The 19297-nt window shown below is 52.0% G+C and carries 15 protein-coding genes; 11 read left to right on the top strand and 4 right to left on the bottom strand.

Annotation, left to right across the window (positions count from 1 at the left end; translation table 11 throughout):
- Positions 1–113: 113 nt before the first annotated feature.
- From hflX to QOS10_RS06825, 3 genes are all read right to left on the bottom strand, one after another.
- Positions 114–1394, bottom strand: a complete 1281-nt coding sequence (gene hflX / locus QOS10_RS06835) for a GTPase HflX (RefSeq protein ID WP_283594681.1) — start codon at positions 1392–1394, stop codon at positions 114–116.
- A 30-nt stretch (positions 1395–1424) separates the two neighbouring features.
- Positions 1425–2081 (bottom strand): histidine phosphatase family protein, encoded by a 657-nt coding sequence (locus QOS10_RS06830; RefSeq protein WP_283594678.1) that lies wholly within the window; start codon positions 2079–2081, stop codon positions 1425–1427.
- Positions 2082–2169: 88 nt separating this feature from the next.
- Positions 2170–2820: a DedA family protein gene (locus QOS10_RS06825; RefSeq protein ID WP_283594676.1), complete on the bottom strand. Its 651-nt coding sequence runs from the start codon at positions 2818–2820 to the stop codon at positions 2170–2172.
- 195 nt (positions 2821–3015) lie between these two features.
- Here QOS10_RS06825 and helD point away from each other — a divergent pair, with 195 nt between their 5' ends.
- The 6 genes from helD (at position 3016) to coaA (ending at position 11495) form a co-directional block, all read left to right on the top strand.
- On the top strand, positions 3016–5316 hold the full coding sequence (gene helD / locus QOS10_RS06820) for an RNA polymerase recycling motor HelD (protein ID WP_283594675.1): 2301 nt from the start codon (positions 3016–3018) through the stop codon (positions 5314–5316).
- A gap of 189 nt (positions 5317–5505) precedes the next feature.
- Positions 5506–7602, top strand: a complete 2097-nt coding sequence (locus QOS10_RS06815) for an LTA synthase family protein (protein WP_283594674.1) — start codon at positions 5506–5508, stop codon at positions 7600–7602.
- Positions 7603–7734: 132 nt separating this feature from the next.
- Positions 7735–8106, top strand: a complete 372-nt coding sequence (locus QOS10_RS06810; protein WP_283594673.1) for a cupredoxin domain-containing protein — start codon at positions 7735–7737, stop codon at positions 8104–8106.
- Positions 8107–8143: 37 nt separating this feature from the next.
- On the top strand, positions 8144–8407 hold the full coding sequence (locus QOS10_RS06805; protein ID WP_283594672.1) for a cupredoxin domain-containing protein: 264 nt from the start codon (positions 8144–8146) through the stop codon (positions 8405–8407).
- Complete coding sequence (locus QOS10_RS06800) at positions 8407–10353, top strand: copper-translocating P-type ATPase (protein WP_283594671.1); 1947 nt, start codon at positions 8407–8409, stop codon at positions 10351–10353. Before QOS10_RS06805 ends, QOS10_RS06800 begins: the two co-directional genes overlap by 1 nt.
- 218 nt (positions 10354–10571) lie before the next feature.
- The gene (coaA, locus tag QOS10_RS06795) at positions 10572–11495 is read left to right on the top strand and encodes a type I pantothenate kinase (RefSeq protein WP_283594670.1); all 924 of its coding nucleotides are present in this window, start codon (positions 10572–10574) and stop codon (positions 11493–11495) included.
- Here coaA and QOS10_RS06790 read toward each other — a convergent pair.
- Positions 11492–12676, bottom strand: a complete 1185-nt coding sequence (locus QOS10_RS06790; RefSeq protein WP_283594669.1) for an ATP-binding protein — start codon at positions 12674–12676, stop codon at positions 11492–11494. The genes coaA and QOS10_RS06790 overlap by 4 nt on opposite strands.
- Before the next feature lie 276 nt (positions 12677–12952).
- Between QOS10_RS06790 and fsa the strand changes: the two genes are divergently transcribed.
- From fsa to QOS10_RS06765, 5 genes are all read left to right on the top strand, one after another.
- A complete protein-coding gene (gene fsa / locus QOS10_RS06785; protein WP_283594668.1) occupies positions 12953–13606 on the top strand; it encodes a fructose-6-phosphate aldolase in 654 nt (217 codons plus the stop codon).
- Between the two features lie 20 nt (positions 13607–13626).
- Positions 13627–14172, top strand: a complete 546-nt coding sequence (locus QOS10_RS06780; protein WP_283594667.1) for a triose-phosphate isomerase — start codon at positions 13627–13629, stop codon at positions 14170–14172.
- Positions 14169–16193, top strand: coding sequence for a transketolase (gene tkt / locus QOS10_RS06775; protein WP_283594665.1), 2025 nt, complete (start codon positions 14169–14171; stop codon positions 16191–16193). The genes QOS10_RS06780 and tkt overlap by 4 nt, the downstream gene beginning before the upstream one ends.
- Before the next feature lie 332 nt (positions 16194–16525).
- Positions 16526–18082, top strand: a complete 1557-nt coding sequence (guaA, locus tag QOS10_RS06770; RefSeq protein WP_283594663.1) for a glutamine-hydrolyzing GMP synthase — start codon at positions 16526–16528, stop codon at positions 18080–18082.
- 706 nt (positions 18083–18788) lie between these two features.
- The coding region (locus tag QOS10_RS06765) for a reverse transcriptase domain-containing protein (protein ID WP_283594660.1) at positions 18789–19297 on the top strand (509 nt) is incomplete at its 3' end.

The raw sequence follows: 19297 nt of genomic DNA, 5'->3' as shown, positions 1-19297 counted from the left end.
CCCTAACGGGCGCTAAAGGGGCCTATCCATCCCATGACTAAAGTCACGGGATTTCCGGCCAAACATCATTAAAAAAGCTGAGGGAGGTCTTCACCTTTCTCAGCTTTATTTTATCATGATTTAACCTCGTACTTGGCAAAGCGCTGGTAGTCCTGCGGCGCGGCCTCGACCGTCAACAGGGTACCGTCATTCTGGTATTCGGTATCCAGAATGTTGGAGTGCTCGTTGAGGTAGGAGACCACCTGCCCATCGGAAAATGGTATCAGGAGCTTGGTTTGAACATAGTCCTTGAAGAGGTGCTTGCGGATAACGTCCACCAGAAGTTCCAGGGAAGCCCCCTGCTTAGCGGAGATGACGATCTGGTCGTCACCCTCCAGGACGGGGAACTCAATCTCGGTCTTGTCGGCCTTATTGAAGACGTTGACCATTGGAATGTCGTGGATACCAATCTGCTTGAGCGTCTTCTTGGTTGTCTCCATCATTTCCTCGTAGTGGGGATCGGAGTAGTCGATTACCTGGATGAGGAGGTCGGCGTTGGCGGCTTCGGCCAGGGTCGACTTGAAGGATTCCACCAGCTGGGTCGGTAGCTTGCTGACGAAGCCGACGGTGTCACTGAGCAGGAACTCCTTCTGGTCAGGCAGGGTCATCCGCCGTACGCTGGTGTCCAGGGTGGCGAAGAGCATGTCCTTTTCGAAGACAGTCTTGTCTTCTACCTTGCCGTAGCGTTTAACCAGTCCGTTCATGATGGTGGACTTGCCGGAGTTGGTATAACCGACCAGGGCCGCTGTTGGAATCTCACTCTTGGCCCGTTGCTTGCGCTTGGTCTGTTCGGACTTATCGATAGTAGCCAATTCGTGCCGCAGGTGGGTGATTTGGTGTTGAATCGTCCGCCGGTCCATTTCCAGCTTGGTTTCCCCGGCACCACGGTTGGTAAAGCCGCTCCCGCCACCGGTCTGCTGGTCGAGACGCTGACTGGCACTGGTCTGCAGACGTGGCAGCCGGTACTGCAGCTCGGCAATTTGAACCTGGAGCTTGGCTTCCTTGGTCTGGGCCCGAGTGGCAAAGATCTCTAAGATGAGGGCAGTCCGGTCCAAGATCCGGCAGCCGGTCTCTTCTTCCAGGTTCCGGAGCTGACTCGGGGTCAGTTCATCGTTGGTGATAATTGTGGTGGCGTGGTTAGCAGCCGCCACGTCACTGATTTCCTGCACCTTGCCCTTGCCGAAGTAGGTAGCAGGATTGGGACGGTCAATAACCTGGTCGACCCGTTGAACAACGTCCATGTGGTTGGCCTGAGCCAGTTCAGCTAGCTCAACCATGGAGTAGTCATAGTCTTCTTGGCCCGTATCGAGGCCCGTGATGATTACTAATTCATCAGATTGTATGTTGGTATCCATTGAAGAGTATTTTCCCCCTTTGTGGATTAATTATTCAGGTATTTCAAGTTTGTTGTAGAAATCAACGTGGGTGGAATCGCCATCGAGGGTCAGCTTGGTGATGCTCCCGTTGCGTGGCGACTCACCAGGATCTATTTCAGTGGAGTAGTGGGCGGCGATGGAACGAATCGTGGCCCCGTGAGAAACCACGACAACCGTTGAACCATCTGGAAGGGCCCGCAGACGGTCAAAGCCCTTGTTGACCCGATTCCAGAATTGAACATGGTCCTCAGCATCGCCGTATTGGTCAGCTGCGGCCACCTTGTCCTTCAACTTGTCCGGACCCCAGCCGCCGACCATGGCAGCAAAGGTGTGGTAGCCCTCGGCACCGCCAAGGAAGTCGGCGAATGACGGACCATTTTGACCTTCAAATGAACCGAAGAACTCTTCTCGGAAAGCCGGTTCCGGAATCGGCTCCGTGATGTCGGTGTTCGGGTCGGCAGCCAGGAGCAGGCGGGAAGTTGCCAGCGTTCGTGGCAGGTCACTGCTGAAGAGGTAGTCGAAATGCACCTTGGAGAGCAGTCTGCCGGCCCGCTTGGCATCCTCCTGACCCTTTTCAGTGAGTGGGGCGTCAGACCAGCCTTGGATACGGTTGTAGCGGTTCAGGTAGGTCTGACCGTGACGAACAAAGTAAACATGAATTGCCATGGTACCAAAAACTCCTTTAACTAAATTGAATAAAATCCTGAACCTATTCTAACATGAAATGCCGCGCAAATAGTAGCAAACAAGCTTCCTACAGCATCCGGTTCCGCTTGATGATTCTCTGCCGAATGGTTTTGATCAGGAAGGTCAGCCCAGCGACGGCAAGGCCAATCAGGACAAACGCCAGGATAAGAAGGGAGAAGTGCTGGCGAACGAACGGAATCGTGCCGAAGAAGTAGCCGCAACCGCACCCCAAGGCAACCCAGAAGGCGACCCCGACCATATTAGCGATGGTGAAGTGGTGGAAGCTGTAGCCCATGATTCCCGAGATCAGGGGAATAAAGGACCGAATGAAGGGAACGAAGCGGCCAAAGGCGACCGCCCAGAAACCGTAACGATTGAGAAATCTGCCGGCCTCGACCATTCGGGGCCCCTCTAATTGGCGTTTGAGCCAGCGCCAATGCGAAAGGCGGTGACCGATATAGTAGTTGACGGAATCACCGATGAAGGCGGCAAAAAAGAAGACCGGAATCACGATTTCCATCTTCAGAATCGGTTTGACCGCGATAAAAGAACTGGTCAAAAAAACTAGCGATCCGCCTGGCAGCCAGGGAAAGACCACTAGTCCCGTTTCCATAAATACTAAGGCAAAGAGGATGGCATAGCTCCACGGCCCCAGCCATTGAAACATTGGAATCAGGGTTTCCGCAATATGGGTCAGAATGTAAAAAATGTGGGCCATGGAACCCGCTCCTTTCAGACAGAAGATACTACTCTTATTGTAGGCTGTTTGGCGCGTACTTGCCTAGCGCTTCTTACAAAAATTAAGCAATCCTTTACCGCCCTGGCGAAACGTTAACGGTCGCTCGGGGGATGATGATATAATAGTAAGACGATTTTAGCGGGATGCGTCCCTTAAGCAGAAAGGAAGATATCTGTGGTTGAAGATTCAGTAAGAAAGTATGAACAGGAACACCTAGACCATGTAGTGACGGAGATTAAGAAGGCCGAGGGCAAGGCCGAGCAGAAGATCAACACCGCCAAGCATGACATCAAGGGGATCAACAAGCAGATTGATGACATCCACCTTAACACGACGACCTATTCAGGGATGATGGATACGGCGATGTCGTTTAGGGCCCAGCAACAGATGCTGGATGAACGGCAGAACAGCTGGCAGCACGCCACTGATCACCTGACAACCCTGCAGCGCCTGGAGAAGAAGCCTTACTTTGCCCGGATTGACTTTCAGGAGAAGGGCGCCGCAAAGCCGGAGTCGATCTACATCGGCCTGGCCTCGTTTAGTGACCAGCCCGACCGCTTTCTGGTGTATGACTGGCGGGCCCCGATTTCTTCCGTTTATTACGAGGGCAAATTAGGGAAGGTCAGCTACGATACCCCAGTCGGCAAACAGGAAGTTGACCTGACGTTGAAGCGCCAGTTCCAGATCAAGGACGGAACGATTGTGACCATCTTCGATACCGACGAACAGGTCGGGGACCAGATGCTCCTCGAGGCGCTGGGCAACCACTCTAGCACCAAGATGAAGAGCATCGTGACGACGATTCAGCGGACGCAAAACGAGATTATCCGGGATACCAAGGATGAACTGCTCTTTGTTCAGGGGGCAGCCGGGAGCGGGAAGACAGCCGCGGTCTTGCAGCGGGTCGCCTGGCTGCTCTACCGTTACCGGGGCAATTTGACCTCCTCCCAGGTAGTCCTCTTCTCGCCGAACCAGCTCTTCAATGACTACATCGACCAGGTACTGCCGGAATTAGGGGAGCACAACATGGTTCAGATGACCTACTTCCAGTTTGTGAACCGGCGGGTACCGCGGCTCCACGTGCAAACGCTGGCCCAGCGCTTTGCGGCCAACCAGACGGCCACAGCTCAAAAGATTCAACGCCTCGTCACGAGTCTCAACTACTTCAAGCTGACGGGTCGCTATGCCAAGCACCTGGGCCACGCTAACATGCGTTTCCGCAACATCATGTTCAACGGCAAGGTTTTCATCAGCAAGGAGAAGATCAAGGAGATCTACTACTCCTTCAACAATAACTACAACCTGGGCAACCGCCTGGACGGGACGAAGGAGGCCCTGATCAAGTACCTAAACCACCGCGTTTCTAGCGAGATGCGGAGCAAGTGGGTCGAGCAGCGGATTCAGGACCTGAGCAAGGAGCAGATTGACGAACTCTTCGCCAATGAGCCCCGGGAGTTCGAAAGTGACGACAAGGAATACCGTTTTCTGGCCCGGCGGATTGTGATGCGGGCCTTTGAACCGATCAAGCGGGCCATCAACCACAACCAGTGGCTCAATATCAACGGTCAGTTCCTTCATCTTTTACGAGTTACCCCCAAGCTGATTGACCCCGGTGAGTATGACTTGACGACCGACCAGTGGCAAAAATACGTCGACCAGGTGAAGGAAGACCTGAAGAAAGGGCAGATCAGTGCCAGCGGGATCACGATTTATCTCTACCTTTATGATTTGATCACCGGGCGCAAGGGCCAGCGGGACATCCGCTATGTCTTCGTCGATGAAGTTCAGGACTACGATGCCTACCAGCTCGCCTACCTGAAGTACCGCTTCCCGAAGGCTAAGTACACCCTGCTGGGGGACCTCAACCAGGCAATCTTCACCCACGCCAACAGTCACTCCCTCTTGAAGCAGCTGGGAACAATGTTTGATCCGGAGAAGACCAAGGTGGTCCAGCTGACCAAGTCCTACCGGTCAACCAAGCAGATTACCGACTTCACCAAGCACCTCCTCGTCAACGGGGAAGCCATTGAGACCTTTAATCGAAACGGCGCCCTGCCGCAGGTGATTGTTGACGCCACGACGGCGAAGAGTGTCGACACCGTGGTCGCCACCCTTGAGAAGTACCGGGATGAGCATGACGTGGTTGCCATCATCGGCAAGACTTTGGAAGACTGTGAGCAACTGTACCAGGAATTGGAACGCCGCAACGTCAAGACGACCCTGATCCGGACCGAAAACCAGCGCCTGGTCAAGGGCCCGATCATTGTGCCGTCCTTCCTGGCCAAGGGGCTGGAATTCGATGCCGTGATCGTTTGGAATGCCAACGATCAGGAATACCATGGCGACGATGAGCGCCAGCTGCTTTACACGATCTGTTCCCGGGCCATGCACGCCCTGACCCTGACAGTAACCGGGACACCGTCCGCTCTTTTGGATGGAGTGCCCGAGGATGAGTACCAGCTAATCAAACATTAATAGGAAGATGTTCAGCATTGTGAACAAGTGCTGGGCATCTTGTGCGTTAAAATGGTTAGCCGCTGGCGCCATCGCGATAAATGCCGGCCAAATTTCTAAACTTTTTTGAAAAATAAACTAATTATGATTGCTATCGCGGGCAATAGTGTATTATTGTAAGTATTGATCTTTTTTACTGGAGGAACAAACATGAAAACAGCGTTGCAGAAGCTACGACGCGGCTTAAATACCAAGCTCGGGTTCTTTCTGCTCGTGGTGCTCTTGTTCTGTATCAAGAGCTACTGGGCATATCAAAATGAATTTAACCTTGGTGTCAAGGGAAGCATGCAACACTTCCTGCTCGCGTTTAATACAATTCCGGGGGCCCTGGTCTTCCTGGGAATTGCGCTGTACTTCCGGGGCCGGCTGTCGTATTGGCTGATGATCATCATCAATGCCTTGCTATCGACCTGGCTCTTTTCAAACATCTTATACTATCGCGAATTTTCCGATTTTATCACCTTTAACGTGATCAAAGGATCGGGGGCGGCTTCCAATAACTTGGGAAAGAGCCTGATGGGGATCATGCGGCCTGAGGACTTCCTCGTATACGCCGATGTGATCATCCTCGCCCTGATTCTTTTGTTCCATATTATTCGGGTCGACATGCGTTACTTCAAGGTTCGCTATGCAATGACGATCACAATGCTCGGTCTGGTCCTGTTCGGGGCGAACCTGGGGATGGCCGAGAAGGATCGTTCACAATTGCTGACCCGGACCTTTGATAACAACTACATCGTTAAGTACCTGGGGCTCCAGGCCTATACGATCTATGACGGGGTGAAGACCACCCATAACAGTGTCGTTAAGGCTCGCGCCAACCAGGATCAATTGAAACCCGTCCTGAACTTCATCCATCACAACTATGTCGGGCCAAACGTCCAGTATGAGGGGGTTGCCAAGGGGAAGAACATCTTTGTTATTCACTTGGAGAGTCTCCAGCAGTTCATGATCGACTACAAGCAGGACGGTCAAGAAGTCATGCCAAACCTGGATAAGATTTACCACGCCAGCGACACCCTGGCCTTCGATAACTTCTTCCACCAGGTTGGGCAAGGGAAGACCGCCGATGCCGAAACGATGTTGGAAAACTCCCTCTTCGGGCTGCCTGAAGGTTCTGCAATGGTAACCGATGGGACAACCAACACCTTTCAGTCTGCACCGGCCCTTCTGCACCAGAAGCTGGGCTACACGACGGCCTCCTTCCACGGGGACGTGCCAAGTTTCTGGAACCGGGATAATGCCTACAAGTCATTTGGCTACCAGTACTTCTTCAGCAAGCAGTACTTCCCAAAGACTAAGGATTACGATGCCGGTTACGGGATGAAGGATAAGATCTTCATGAAGGAATCGGCCCACTACATCGAGCAGCTGCCGCAACCGTTCTATGCCAAGATCATCACGGTCACAAACCACTATCCATACATCCTGGATAAGCAGAATAAGGACATCGAACCATGGAAGACCGGGGACGACACAGTTGATCCGTACGTCCAGACGGCCCGCTACTTGGATGAGTCATTGGGTGAGTTCTTGGACTACCTCGACAAGTCTGGCCTGCGTCAAAACAGTGTTCTGATCTTATACGGGGACCACTACGGAATCTCCAATAACCACCAGCCGGCGATTGCCCAGATCCTGCACAAGAAGAAGCTGACCAACTATGACATGGCCATGTTCCAGAAGGTGCCGTTCATGATCAACATGCCGGGCCTCAAGGGCGGCATCGATCACACTTATGGTGGAGAAATCGATGTCCTGCCAACCCTGGAAGACCTGCTGGGCATCAGTTCCAAGAACTACATCCAGTTTGGTCAGGACCTGCTGTCACCGGACCGCAACCAAATCGTACCATTCCGTGATGGTGATTGGGTAACGCCAAAGTACACTAAGTACAACGGTGAATACTTCTACACCAAGAACGGTAAGCAGATCACCAAGGCCACGGCCAAGCAGAAAGCTGAATTCAGTAAGATTCAGAAGTACGTCACCACGGACCTCGGCTTGTCCGACAAGGTTGTCAACGGGGACCTGCTCCGCTTCTACAAGCTGCCAGGCTTCAAGAAGGTTGATAAGAAGAAGTACACTTACAACCTGAAGAAGAGTCTGCAGAACCTGAAGCAACAGCAGAAGAAGCAAAAGACAAGTCTGAAGAGTGAGAACAATAACCAGAGTACCTTTGATGACTATACAACTGATGCACCGGAGCTGGAGAATTATCCAAAGTTGAATTTCCCAAAGCCATAAGGTGAAAAACAGCGAACAAGGTTAAAAGCCGGTTCGCTGTTTTTTTTAATTGGTTTGTGTTGACATATGTAAACGATAGGTGTAGGGTAATAATTGAAATTACAGATGTAAACAAATAACGAGGTGGAAATAATGGGACAGACGTTAGCGCTAATTATTGGAATCATTTTAATCATCGCGATCTTGTGGTGGTTCTTCGGCAAGCACACCGAGCAGGCTGGTGACGCGAGCGTTAACGGTCATGTTCAAGAGGCAACCGTGGTGGTTAAGGGCGGCTACTCCCCATCGACGGTGGTCCTGAAGAAGGGGATGCCGGGCAAAGTCAACTTCGATATGAAGGACTCCACCGCCTGCCTCTCCCACGTGGTCTTCTCTAAGCTGGGAGTTGATGAGGACCTGACCAAGCAGCCCGTAACGACGGTGGACATTCCAACCGACAAGAGCGGTGAATACGACTTCGCATGTGGGATGGACATGTTCCAAGGCAAGGTAATTGTTAAGTAATCCAAGCAATAGTTAATCAAAAAGGAGATCGAGAATAATGGAAAAGTTAGTCAAGATTGATGTCAAGAACGGTTACGAACCACAGACGGTGGAGGTACCAAAGGGGATTACCACTAAGCTAGTTTTCAACCGGACTAACCCGTCATCGTGTCTCGCTAAGGTGGGGTCAACGGATCTGAACTTTGAACAGGACCTGCCGCTGAATGAGGATGTGACGATTTCAATTGCCCCTGATAAGGCCGGGGAATACGATTACTCCTGCGGGATGGGGATGTTCCACGGAAAGGTGGTTGTGAAGTGATGAAACACCTGACAAGTATCCAGCGTTTCTGGATTTCATTTGTTCTGGTGATCCCGATGCTGATTCAAATGTTGGCGATGCCGTTCCACTGGAATATGCCAGGATACACCTGGATCGCCTTCATCACCACGACCTTGATCATGCTGGTGGCGGCCCTGCCATACTGGACCAGCGCTTGGGCGGCCTTCAAGCACCACAACGCCAACATGAACACCCTAGTGGCGATCGGGACTTCGATTGCCTACTTCTACAGCCTGTTTGCGATGATCACCGGCCGGCCGGTCTACTTCGAGAGTGCGGCCTTCATTTCAGTCTTCGTCCTGCTCGGCGATACGATGGAGGAACGGATGCACAACAATGCCTCCAACGCCCTGAAGAAGCTCCTGGACCTCCAGATAAAGAGCGCTGAAGTACTGCGGGATGGCAAGTTCGTTCAGGTTCCTCTCGACCAGGTTCAGGTTGGTGACATTATCCAGGTTAAGCCCGGACAAAAGGTTCCCGTTGACGGGGTCATCACCAGCGGGAAGACGACCCTGGATGAATCGATGATCACCGGTGAATCCATACCGGTTTCCAAGAAGGTCGGCGATGACGTGGTCGGCTCAACGATCAACGGCGACGGGGCCATCCAGTTCCGTGCTACCAAGGTCGGCAAGGACACGATGCTCTCCCAGATCGTTGAGATGGTGAAGAAGGCGCAGACCAGTCACGCGCCAATCCAAAACCTGACTGATAAGATCTCCGGCTTCTTTGTCCCAACGGTGCTGATCATTGCGATTGCCACCTTTGTGATCTGGTACAGCTTCCTGGGTGCCACCCTTGTCCAGGCCATGCTGTTTGCGGTCGCCGTCATTGTGATCGCCTGCCCATGTGCCCTCGGTCTAGCCACCCCAACCGCGCTGATGGTTGGAACTGGCCGGGCTGCTAAGATGGGGGTTCTGATCAAGGATGGTCAGGCCCTGGAAGAGATCAACGATGTTAAGGCCGTGGTCTTTGATAAGACGGGGACGATTACGGTCGGTAAGCCAACAGTGACGGACATTATCGGGAACCAAGACCAGGTTCTCCGGGTGGCTGCCAGCCTGGAAGCTTCCTCTGAACACCCGTTGGCCAAGGCGGTCATGAACGCTGCCAAGGAAAAACAGGTCGAACCACAGACGGTTACGGACTTCGCGGTGGTTGAAGGTAAGGGGGTCCAAGCCGTGATTGACGGCCAGCAGGCCTTTGTCGGCAACGACAAGCTCCTGGCTGACTACCGGATCTCTGCCGGAATGAAGCGGCGGATGGCGGCTCTGCAGGATGAGGCCAAGACGGTCGTCCTTGTTGGCCTGGCCAAGCAGATAATCAGCCTGATCGCCATCCAGGATGCCCCAAAGCCAAGCTCTGCCCAAGCCATTGCCGATCTGAAAGCGCGGGGCTTGAAGACCGTTATGCTGACGGGGGACAACGAGCGGGTCGCCAACGCCATTGCCAAGGAAGTCGGCATCGACCAGGTTATCGCCAATGTTCTGCCAAATGAGAAGGCTGAGCACGTCAAGGCCCTGGAACAGAATGGCAAGGTAGCCTTTGTTGGCGACGGGATCAACGATGCTCCGGCCCTGACGACCGCCAACGTGGGAATCGCCATGGGTTCTGGTACTGATATTGCGATCGAGTCCGGGAGCATTGTCCTGGTTCAAAACGACCTTCGTGGGGTCGTGAAGGCCATCGACATCAGCAAGAAGACCTTCAGCCGGATCAAGCTCAACCTGTTCTGGGCCTTGATCTACAACGTCATCGGGGTGCCGATTGCGGCGGGTGTCTTCGTCGGCTTCGGCCTGCAGCTCAGCCCTGAGTTTGCGGCGCTGGCCATGGCGTTCAGTTCTGTTTCCGTGGTCACCTCATCGCTACTGCTCAACAAGGCTAAGATCGGTGGGACCGAACCGGTTGCCAGTTCAACTTCGTAACCCGCCTAATTTAATACTGAAAAAACGGCTTAGCATGTGTGGGCGCTAAGCCGTTTTTGCGTCTATAACGTTTAGTTGCTTTTTGCCCCGGAGTCCAGTAGACTAGCAATGGCAAATAGTGAAGTAATCCACAAGACGGTTTGGTGAGTCATGCCCCGTACCGTGTGGTAACATAATAGTAAACGCTTACTAAAAATTAGACTAAGGAAACATGAATAATGGATGAATGGATGAATTATGAACAATTTGATCGGCAGACCTGGCACAGCTTCTTTCCGACTAATAAGGTACGATTAAGCCAGGACAACTTGGAGGATATCAAGTCGCTGAACGACCGAATCTCGATTGAGGATGTTCAGGACATCTACCTGCCCCTGATTAAGCTGATCCAGCTGCGCTACCAGAACTTCTTGGAATGGCAGATGCAGAAGGCCAACTTCCTCCGCCAGCCTGTCCACCGCGTTCCCTACATTATCGGGATCGCCGGGTCGGTGGCGGTCGGCAAGAGCACAATTGCCCGGCTGCTCAGTATCCTGCTCAACAAGCTCCTGCCAGATAAGCGGGTCGAGTTGATGACCACGGATGGTTTCCTTTATCCCAACGCAGAACTGGAGCGGCGGGGGATCATGGATCGGAAGGGGTTTCCCGAATCCTACGATATGGAGCGGCTCCTGAAGTTCCTAAATGATGTCAAGGCGGGCGAGCCCGAGCTGAAGGCGCCGACGTATTCCCACCAGATCTACGATGTCCAGTTGGACCGGCCGCAGCTGATCGAGCAACCCGATATCCTGATTGTCGAAGGGATCAATACTCTCCAACTGCCAACCAATCAGCGGATTTACGTCAGCGACTACTTTGACCTGTCACTGTACGTTGATGCCGATCCGTCCCTGATCGAGCAGTGGTACCTCCAACGTTTTGGAATGTTGCTGGACACTGCCTTCACCGATCCGTCCAATTATTACTACCCGTACTCGCAGGGGAGCCGGGACGAAGCCTTCAAGATGGCCCGGGACGTGTGGCAGCGCGTTGACTTGCCAAATCTGGAGGAGTTCATCCTGCCGACAAAGAGCCGGGCTAATGTGATCCTGCATAAGACTGTGGGCCATGTAGTTGACCGGGTCTACCTGCGGCGCGATTAGACGGACTGATTCTCAATAAGCCAGTCGGTCAGAAGGGACATCGGTACTGCCGGATCCTGAGATAGGATATCGGCAATCCGCAAGACGATTAGCTGCTTCTGGCAGTCGACTGGGAGACTACGCAGACTGGCGATTGCCTGGTCGTATTCGTGCTGGTTGCGAATAGAATATGAAAACTGAATATAAGTACGTTGCTGATGCCGATCAGCAATGAAAGTGAACCGTTTGTTGGCGTAGACTGAATAGCCCCGCCGAACGAGTTCGATGAAGAGGAGTGCCTCCAAGTTTGCTTGGGAGAGCACTCCTTTTTGGTTGGTCAGGTAATTACGCAGGCTGGGGTCGACCGGATAGTACTTGGCGTTGGTCGGCTTGACCCGGTTGGTAGTGAGATCGAGTTCGTGACAGGGGTAGAAAAGGTAGGTGTCGGCAAGGAGGGTCAGGTAGGTGCTGAGCGTCTTGCTGGATGCCGGGACACCGATTTTCTTCAAACCGCTGACGGCCCGGGAGGCGTTGATCGGTAAGCCCAGCTGACCGGCAACAAAGATGGCCAGCTGCTTAGTCAGAAATGGATTGCAGAGGGTGCCGTGCTTGGCAAAGCCGTTCACCAGCGTAGTGTTGAACACGCCATCCAGGTAGTTTTCCCGTGTGAGCTGGTCACGGACATCTTGAGCGAAGGGAAAACCACCGACATTGAGGTATTGATAGAGGGTGTGTTCATTGGCAGGCTGGCGGTGATGCTGGCAAAACTCAGCAAAGCTTAATGGCAGGACCGGGATGATGACCAGTCGCGATTGCAGCGGGGCCAGCCGGGCCAGAAATGATCGCGACGTGGCCGTTATATAAAGGCTGACGTTTCGGTGCTTTATTATCTCCTGGAGGAAGGCCGGTACGTGATCGAGCTGGTCAAGCTCATCGAGAAAGAGGTAGTTTACCTTATTTTCGATGAGCTTTTTACTAATTAAATTAATGAGTGATTGCCAGTCAGCCAGCTGTTGGCGGTGAAGCTGGCTGAAATTGAAGAAGTGAATCTGGTTGTTGGCAACTCCACAGCGACGCAATGAATCTTTTACCTGACGCAGTAAAATTGTTTTGCCACATCGCCGGACTCCGGTGATGACTTTAATGTACCTGATACTATCGCACTTCTCTAATTGGTCTAGTTGATCTGATCGTATAAACATCTTTGATTTCTCCACTGTAATTTAGCTATTAAAATAATTTAGCTAGTGATTGGACTATATCATAAATTTGGAAAAGATTCCAAATCAATTACGGGAATTGGGACCCCTTTTCTAGTAAAAACGGTAAATTTTAGTAAAAATAATTGGCGCGGTGACTGAAGGGCGAACGGTTGCACAAAAAATAATTAAATAAATTTGCTTGACACTTTTTCACAGACCGCTTAAGAAATTAGGCATGCTTCAACGAGCGGAAAAATGACTAAGGAGATAATAACCATGAAAATTTTTGCGGATACGGCGAATGTCGAGGATATCAAACAGATCAATGAACTTGGAATCATCGATGGGGTTACCACGAACCCCACCCTGGTTGCCCGGGAAGGAAAAGACTGGGAAAGCGTCGAGAAGCAGATCTGTGAGATTGTCGACGGTCCGGTTAGTGCGGAAGTAACAGCTAGCGAAGCCCCAGCGATGGTCGAACAGGCCCGGGTGCTGAGCAAATGGGCAGATAACATTGTGGTGAAGATTCCGATGACTGCCGAGGGACTCAAGGCCGTTAAAGCGTTATCGCAAGAAGGGATCAAGACCAATGTCACCCTGGTTTTCTCAGCTATACAGGGATTACTCGCTGCCAAAGCTGGTGCCACCTACGTCAGTCCATTCCTCGGGCGGCTTGATGATATTGGCGCCGATGGGGTTGAGCTGGTTCAAAAGCTTCGTCAGATCTTTGATAATTATGGTTACCGAACGGAGATCATTGCGGCGTCGATCCGTAATTACCAGCACGTCGAGCAGGTGGCACTGGCCGGCTGTGACATCGCGACGATTCCTGCCAAGATCCTGGTCAAACTATGGAAACACCCGCTGACAGACCAGGGGCTGGTCGCCTTTGAAAAAGATTGGGCAGAATTCGAGCGCCTGCAGAAATAGAAAGGTGAATGGTGATTAAGATGCTAAAAAGTGTGTTACCAGTGCAAGGCTCCCGTCAGTTACCACTGACGATCAGCACTAAAAATGATGCAGTGACGCTCAGTGACTACGCTTGGATTGAGTGCCGCAGTGAGGGGAGCGGACTGGCCGGACGCAATATTTACCGGGCACTTACCGCCCGACGCCGTCTATTCATTTGTCTTGATGAGGGCGACCAGCGCTTGCGGCCGTTGGACTTTGCGGAAGAAATCCTTGCCCAACTTGCAGGGATGTTCCGGAATGTAACTGCAGCATCGATTAACCAAGTGACAATTGTTTACCGACCGCAATGGGCCCGGAAGTGTTGGCTCCCTGCGGATGCCCAACGGATTCGCATTGCCCATCGCCAGATCCGGGACCTTCTTGCCGAACGGTATGGCACGACGGCAGCACGCCAGATTGTGATTCTCTATGGTGGTCCACTTTTAGAAACTGCCCGGCAGCAGGTGATCAATGACATCAACGTTGATGGGTTGCTTTCCGACCCATTCGAAAAACTAAACGAAGAAAATGAGGTAAGAAAATGATTACTAGTCGAAACGCATCAGTGGTGCTGACACCGAAATCCCAGTTCACTGATCAAGATCAGCAGGCAGTGAATGCCCTGCGCTTTATGAGCATTGATATGATTGAACGGGCCCATAGTGGTCATCCCGGTTCGCCGCTGGGGATGGCTCCGCTGGCGTATACGCTTTGGGAGAAATTTATGCACTTCGCCCCCAACGATCCGCAGTGGCTGAACCGCGACCGCTTCGTCCTCTCCGGTGGGCACTGCTCAGCACTTCTTTACAGTCTCCTACATTTCAACGGTTTTGATCTGTCCATTGCCGATATTAAGGCCTTCCGGCAGCTTGGTTCCCGGACCCCGGGCCACCCTGAGTACCGTTTGACGCCAGGGGTCGATGCCTCTACCGGTCCGCTGGGTCAGGGCTTTGCGATAGCCGTGGGAATGGCAATGGCGGAACGCCACCTGGCCCTTCAATATAACAAGCCGGGCTACCCGATTATTGACCACTTCACCTACTCCATCGTGGGGGACGGTGACCTGATGGAAGGGGTTGCGAGCGAAGCAATGGCACTGGCTGGGAAAAACCGGTTGGGCCGGCTGATCGTGCTCTACGATTCCAATGATGTTTCCTTGGATGGACCGCTGAATCTCAGCTGCAGTGAAAATATTGGGGAACGCTTCATGGCAGCGCACTGGGATTATCAGCTGGTCACGGATGGCAGTGACCTGGACGCGATTGCCCGGGCGATCAGCCGTGCCCAGAAGACGGCCCAGCCATCCCTAATTGAGGTCAAGACGACGATCGGTTATAACTCACCTGACGAGGGAACCAGTAAGGTCCACGGTTCACCGCTGGGGGCAGCTAACCTGGCCGTTACCCGGGAAAATTATGGCTGGGATTACCAGCCATTTGAATACCCGGATGATGTCTACCGGCAGTTTGCTCAGTACGTGTTTGGCAAGAAGAAGCACTATAACGAGTGGCGGGGGCTCTTCGCTGATTATCAACGGGAGTTCCCTGAGGAGGCAGAACAGCTGACCAGTCAACGGCTAGATATTCGGGACCTGACCAACCATCATGAGTCGGGAGACCAGGTCTCAACCCGGGTTGCTAACTCCGAGGCGATGCAGGATCTGGCCAAGCGGAACCCGCAGCTCTGGGGTGGTTCCGCGGACCTCTTCTCTTCCAACAAGACCCTCTTGAAGAACTACGATACCTTCAAGCCCGCTAATTATGGCGGACGCAACATCTACTTTGGGGTTCGGGAGTTTGCGATGGCGGCGATCACCAACGGGATTAACCTTCACGGTGGCAGTTTAGCCTACTGTTCAACCTTCATGGTATTCAGCGACTACCTGAAGGCGGCGATCCGCTTGGCCGCTTTGCAGCAGATCCCATCTGTCTTCATCCTGACTCATGATTCCCTGGCGGTAGGCGAAGATGGTCCCACCCATGAACCGGTTGAACAATTGGCCATGTTGCGGACGATTCCTAATGTGCAGGTTTTCCGGCCCGCCGACGTCAACGAGATGGTAGCGGTCTGGCAGACCATCGCCAAGACGACCGACCGGCCAAGCGTGATCATTGCTTCCCGGCAGGGGCTGCCCGTCCTTGACGAAACTGTAGGGGCACTTGGCGAGCGAGGAGCGTACGTGGTCGCCGATGCTCATAAGCCACAGGGGATCATCATGGCTAGCGGATCCGAACTCTCATTGGCCCTGGCCGCCCGGGAACGCTTGGCTAAGCAACACGGGATCAAGGTCCGGGTTGTATCGATGGTCAGCATGGAACGCTTTAACCAGCAGCCGGCAGCCTACCGTGAGCAGGTACTGCCGGACCACCTGCGGACCCGGTTAGCCGTCGAGATGGCGTCACCAGTGATGTGGCGGCAGTATGTGGGCCTCGACGGCGACGTAATCGGGGTCGATCAGTTTGGCCAAAGTGGGGATGGCCCAACGATCGCAGCTCAGCATGGTTTCACCGTCGATAGTATTGTTGTGCACTTTTTGGCCTTGAATAGGGAGGAGGATAAAAAATGATCACGATCGTTGATAAGGAGCACACCCAGCTTGACGAACAGGCAGTTGCCCAAGAATTAGTACTCCTAACCGCCGCTTTGAACGAATAGTCATTAATCTATACATCAATCTACACACACATAAACATACCTTTGCGACGGATCAGCAGCCTGCTGGTCCGTTTTTTGCAATGTGATTTTCGCTATTTGGGGATGAACATTTGCCCGGCTTATGGATATAATAGGAATGACGGCAAAAACACAACAATTAATCACCAAATGTGGTTGACCGTCCGGCTTCTAGCCTGTAAACTAGCCTCTAAGAATAAAATTTCAATCAAAGGAAGTGGCATTGTGGCAAACGTCAATTTAGATGCATTCGATAAGATCATCGTGCTTGATTTCGGGAGCCAGTACAACCAGCTGATTACCCGACGGCTACGGGACTTTGGAGTGTACTCCGAACTGCTGTCGCATAAGATTACGGCCGACGAGGTCAAGAAGATCAAGAACCTCAAGGGAATTATCTTCTCCGGTGGGCCAAACAGTGTGTATGATCCAGATGCATTCAAGGTTGATCCAGAAATCTTTAAGTTAGGGATCCCAATCCTGGGGATCTGCTACGGGATGCAGCTGATGTCCTACGATCTCGGTGGTAAGGTTGAGAAGGCTGAGAACTCCGAATACGGTCGGGCCGGCATCAAGGTGCTCGACGATGATGCAGTCCTCTTCAAGGGCCTGCCAAAGAAGCAGTATGTCTGGATGAGTCACGGTGACCTGGTTACCAAGGCCCCCGATGGTTTCAAGGTAATGGCCACCAGCAAGAACTGCCCGATTTCCTCCATTGCGGATGATAAGCGGAAGTTCTACGGGATTCAGTTCCACGCCGAAGTACGGAACTCCGAATACGGGCTCGATATCCTGCGGCGCTTTGCCTTTGACGTTTGTGGCGCTAACGATAACTGGACGATGGATGACTTCATCGACCTGCAGATCGACCACATTCGTAAAGAGGTCGGCGACAAGAAGGTTATCCTCGGTTTGTCCGGTGGGGTGGACTCCAGCGTTACAGCCGTCCTGATCCACAAGGCCATTGGGGACCAACTGACTTGTATTTTCGTAGACCACGGTCTGTTGCGGAAGAACGAAGCCGACCAGGTTATGAACGCCTTGAACCGGGACCTTGGGGTTAACATCATCAAGGTTGACGCTGCCGACCGCTTCCTGGGTAAGTTGAAGGGTGTTACTGATCCTGAAAAGAAGCGGAAGATTATCGGGAAGGAATTCATCGAAGTCTTCAATGAAGAAGCCAAGAAGATTCCGGATGCCGACTTCCTGGCCCAGGGTACCCTGTACACCGACGTGATCGAATCCGGGACTGATACTGCCCAGACGATCAAGTCCCACCACAATGTTGGGGGCCTACCAAAGAAGCTTGGTTTCAAGCTGATTGAACCACTGCGCAAGCTTTTCAAGGATGAAACCCGTGAACTGGGTGAAAAGCTGGGTATTCCGCACGAACTGGTTTGGCGGCAACCATTCCCAGGCCCTGGCCTGGGAATTCGGGTGATCGGCGAAATCACTCCTGAAAAGTTGGAGATCGTTCGTGAATCCGACGCTATCCTGCGGGCTGAGATCAAGAGGGCCGGCCTTGACGAGAAGATCTGGCAATACTTCACCGTTCTGCCAGGGATTCGTTCTGTCGGGGTAATGGGTGACGGTCGGACCTACGACTACGCGGTTGCCATCCGTGCCGTGACCTCCATCGACGGGATGACGGCTGACTTTGCTAAGATTCCATGGGATGTTCTGCAGAAGATCTCGGTCCGGATCGTAAACGAAGTCGACCACGTCAACCGCATCCTTTATGATGTCACGAGTAAGCCGCCTTCGACTATTGAGTACGAATAATGTTGCTTATTAACTTGATAGCGGAATCCTAATTTAACGGCATTTGAACTGTGCAAAATCAATTCAAATCTATAAAAAGTAACATTGTTCCCTACCAAAACCCTACCAAAAACTTATAATATTGAGCGTAAAAAAAGCAATCAGCATTTACAATTGATAGTAAGTGTTTGATTGCTTTTTCATTTTGAACTTCATCTTAGTTAATATATAGACGAAAATAACAGGTACTACATAATTGCTAAATGTGTAGTACCTGTTGTTTAGTGCGCCCGGTATGAGTATTAGCTAGGTGGTGAAAGTCCGCTATGGGCCGTAGTAGTCGGAACCATGAGCTGAGGACAAGGGTGTCCACCGTGAGGTGGAATCTGAAGGAAGTCTAAGGCAAAGTACTGCATCGATGAACAAGAAGTAGCTATAAGGCTGAAATTAACTGGATAAGGCTGCTAGACAAGTTGAAGTCCAATACTACTCGAAGTTGGTCTCAGTAAAGCTAACGATGACATGGTACGAAAGCTAATATTCTTACCCGAGGAGGCCTGACTTACAAGCTTCCGACAAGAGGAATAAGATAAATTTCCACAGAAGCAAGCAGTACAGTGATGTAGCGTTGAGTAAGTCAGGAGTCAGCCGAGGTCATAGTAGTTTGAGTAATCAGATGAAGGACTGAACGACAATAACTTGTAACTTATATCGGAGGTGTAATCAGGTGCGACGATCGCAGAAAACAGAACAACAAGCTGACCGCTTGTCGAGGATAGGTTTGGAAAACCGAAAGTACACAAGGGCGCGTAGTACCGGTTATGGTGAAGGTAAAGGTATGAGTGTCACTATCCAAGACTTAGTCTTGGATCGCAATAACCTTAATCAGGCTTATTTGCGAGTTAAGAGAAATAAAGGAGCAGCAGGCATTGACGATATGACAGTTAATGACCTTCTGCCATATCTCAGAGAAAATCAGATGGAACTGATCGCTAGTTTGCGTGAGGGCAAGTATAAACCAGCACCAGTCAAACGGGTAGAAATTCCGAAGCCTAATGGTGGAGTAAGAAGACTTGGAATACCAACTGTGGTGGACCGAATGGTTCAACAAGCTGTAGCCCAAATTCTTACGCCTATCTTTGAGCGTGTTTTCTCTGATAACAGTTTTGGCTTCCGTCCCCACCGTGGGGCCCATGACGCTATTGCAAAAGTAGTAGATCTTTATAATCAAGGCTA

It is taken from the genome of Limosilactobacillus galli (assembly GCF_947381495.1).
Taxonomy (GTDB): Bacteria; Bacillota; Bacilli; order Lactobacillales; family Lactobacillaceae; genus Limosilactobacillus; species Limosilactobacillus galli.
This window is presented reverse-complemented; position numbering and strand designations above follow the sequence as displayed.

Excerpts from the sequence above, each read along its gene's own strand:
- QOS10_RS06810 (WP_283594673.1), top strand. The coding sequence starts at position 7,735 with ATGGGACAGACGTTAGCGCTAATTATTGGAATCATTTTAATCATCGCG.
- QOS10_RS06830 (WP_283594678.1), bottom strand. The coding sequence starts at position 2,081 with ATGGCAATTCATGTTTACTTTGTTCGTCACGGTCAGACCTACCTGAAC.
- QOS10_RS06825 (WP_283594676.1), bottom strand. The coding sequence starts at position 2,820 with ATGGCCCACATTTTTTACATTCTGACCCATATTGCGGAAACCCTGATT.
- hflX (WP_283594681.1), bottom strand. The coding sequence starts at position 1,394 with ATGGATACCAACATACAATCTGATGAATTAGTAATCATCACGGGCCTC.
- coaA (WP_283594670.1), top strand. The coding sequence starts at position 10,572 with ATGGATGAATGGATGAATTATGAACAATTTGATCGGCAGACCTGGCAC.
- QOS10_RS06805 (WP_283594672.1), top strand. The coding sequence starts at position 8,144 with ATGGAAAAGTTAGTCAAGATTGATGTCAAGAACGGTTACGAACCACAG.
- QOS10_RS06790 (WP_283594669.1), bottom strand. The coding sequence starts at position 12,676 with ATGTTTATACGATCAGATCAACTAGACCAATTAGAGAAGTGCGATAGT.
- QOS10_RS06780 (WP_283594667.1), top strand. The coding sequence starts at position 13,627 with ATGCTAAAAAGTGTGTTACCAGTGCAAGGCTCCCGTCAGTTACCACTG.
- QOS10_RS06800 (WP_283594671.1), top strand. The coding sequence starts at position 8,407 with ATGAAACACCTGACAAGTATCCAGCGTTTCTGGATTTCATTTGTTCTG.
- tkt (WP_283594665.1), top strand. The coding sequence starts at position 14,169 with ATGATTACTAGTCGAAACGCATCAGTGGTGCTGACACCGAAATCCCAG.
- fsa (WP_283594668.1), top strand. The coding sequence starts at position 12,953 with ATGAAAATTTTTGCGGATACGGCGAATGTCGAGGATATCAAACAGATC.
- QOS10_RS06815 (WP_283594674.1), top strand. The coding sequence starts at position 5,506 with ATGAAAACAGCGTTGCAGAAGCTACGACGCGGCTTAAATACCAAGCTC.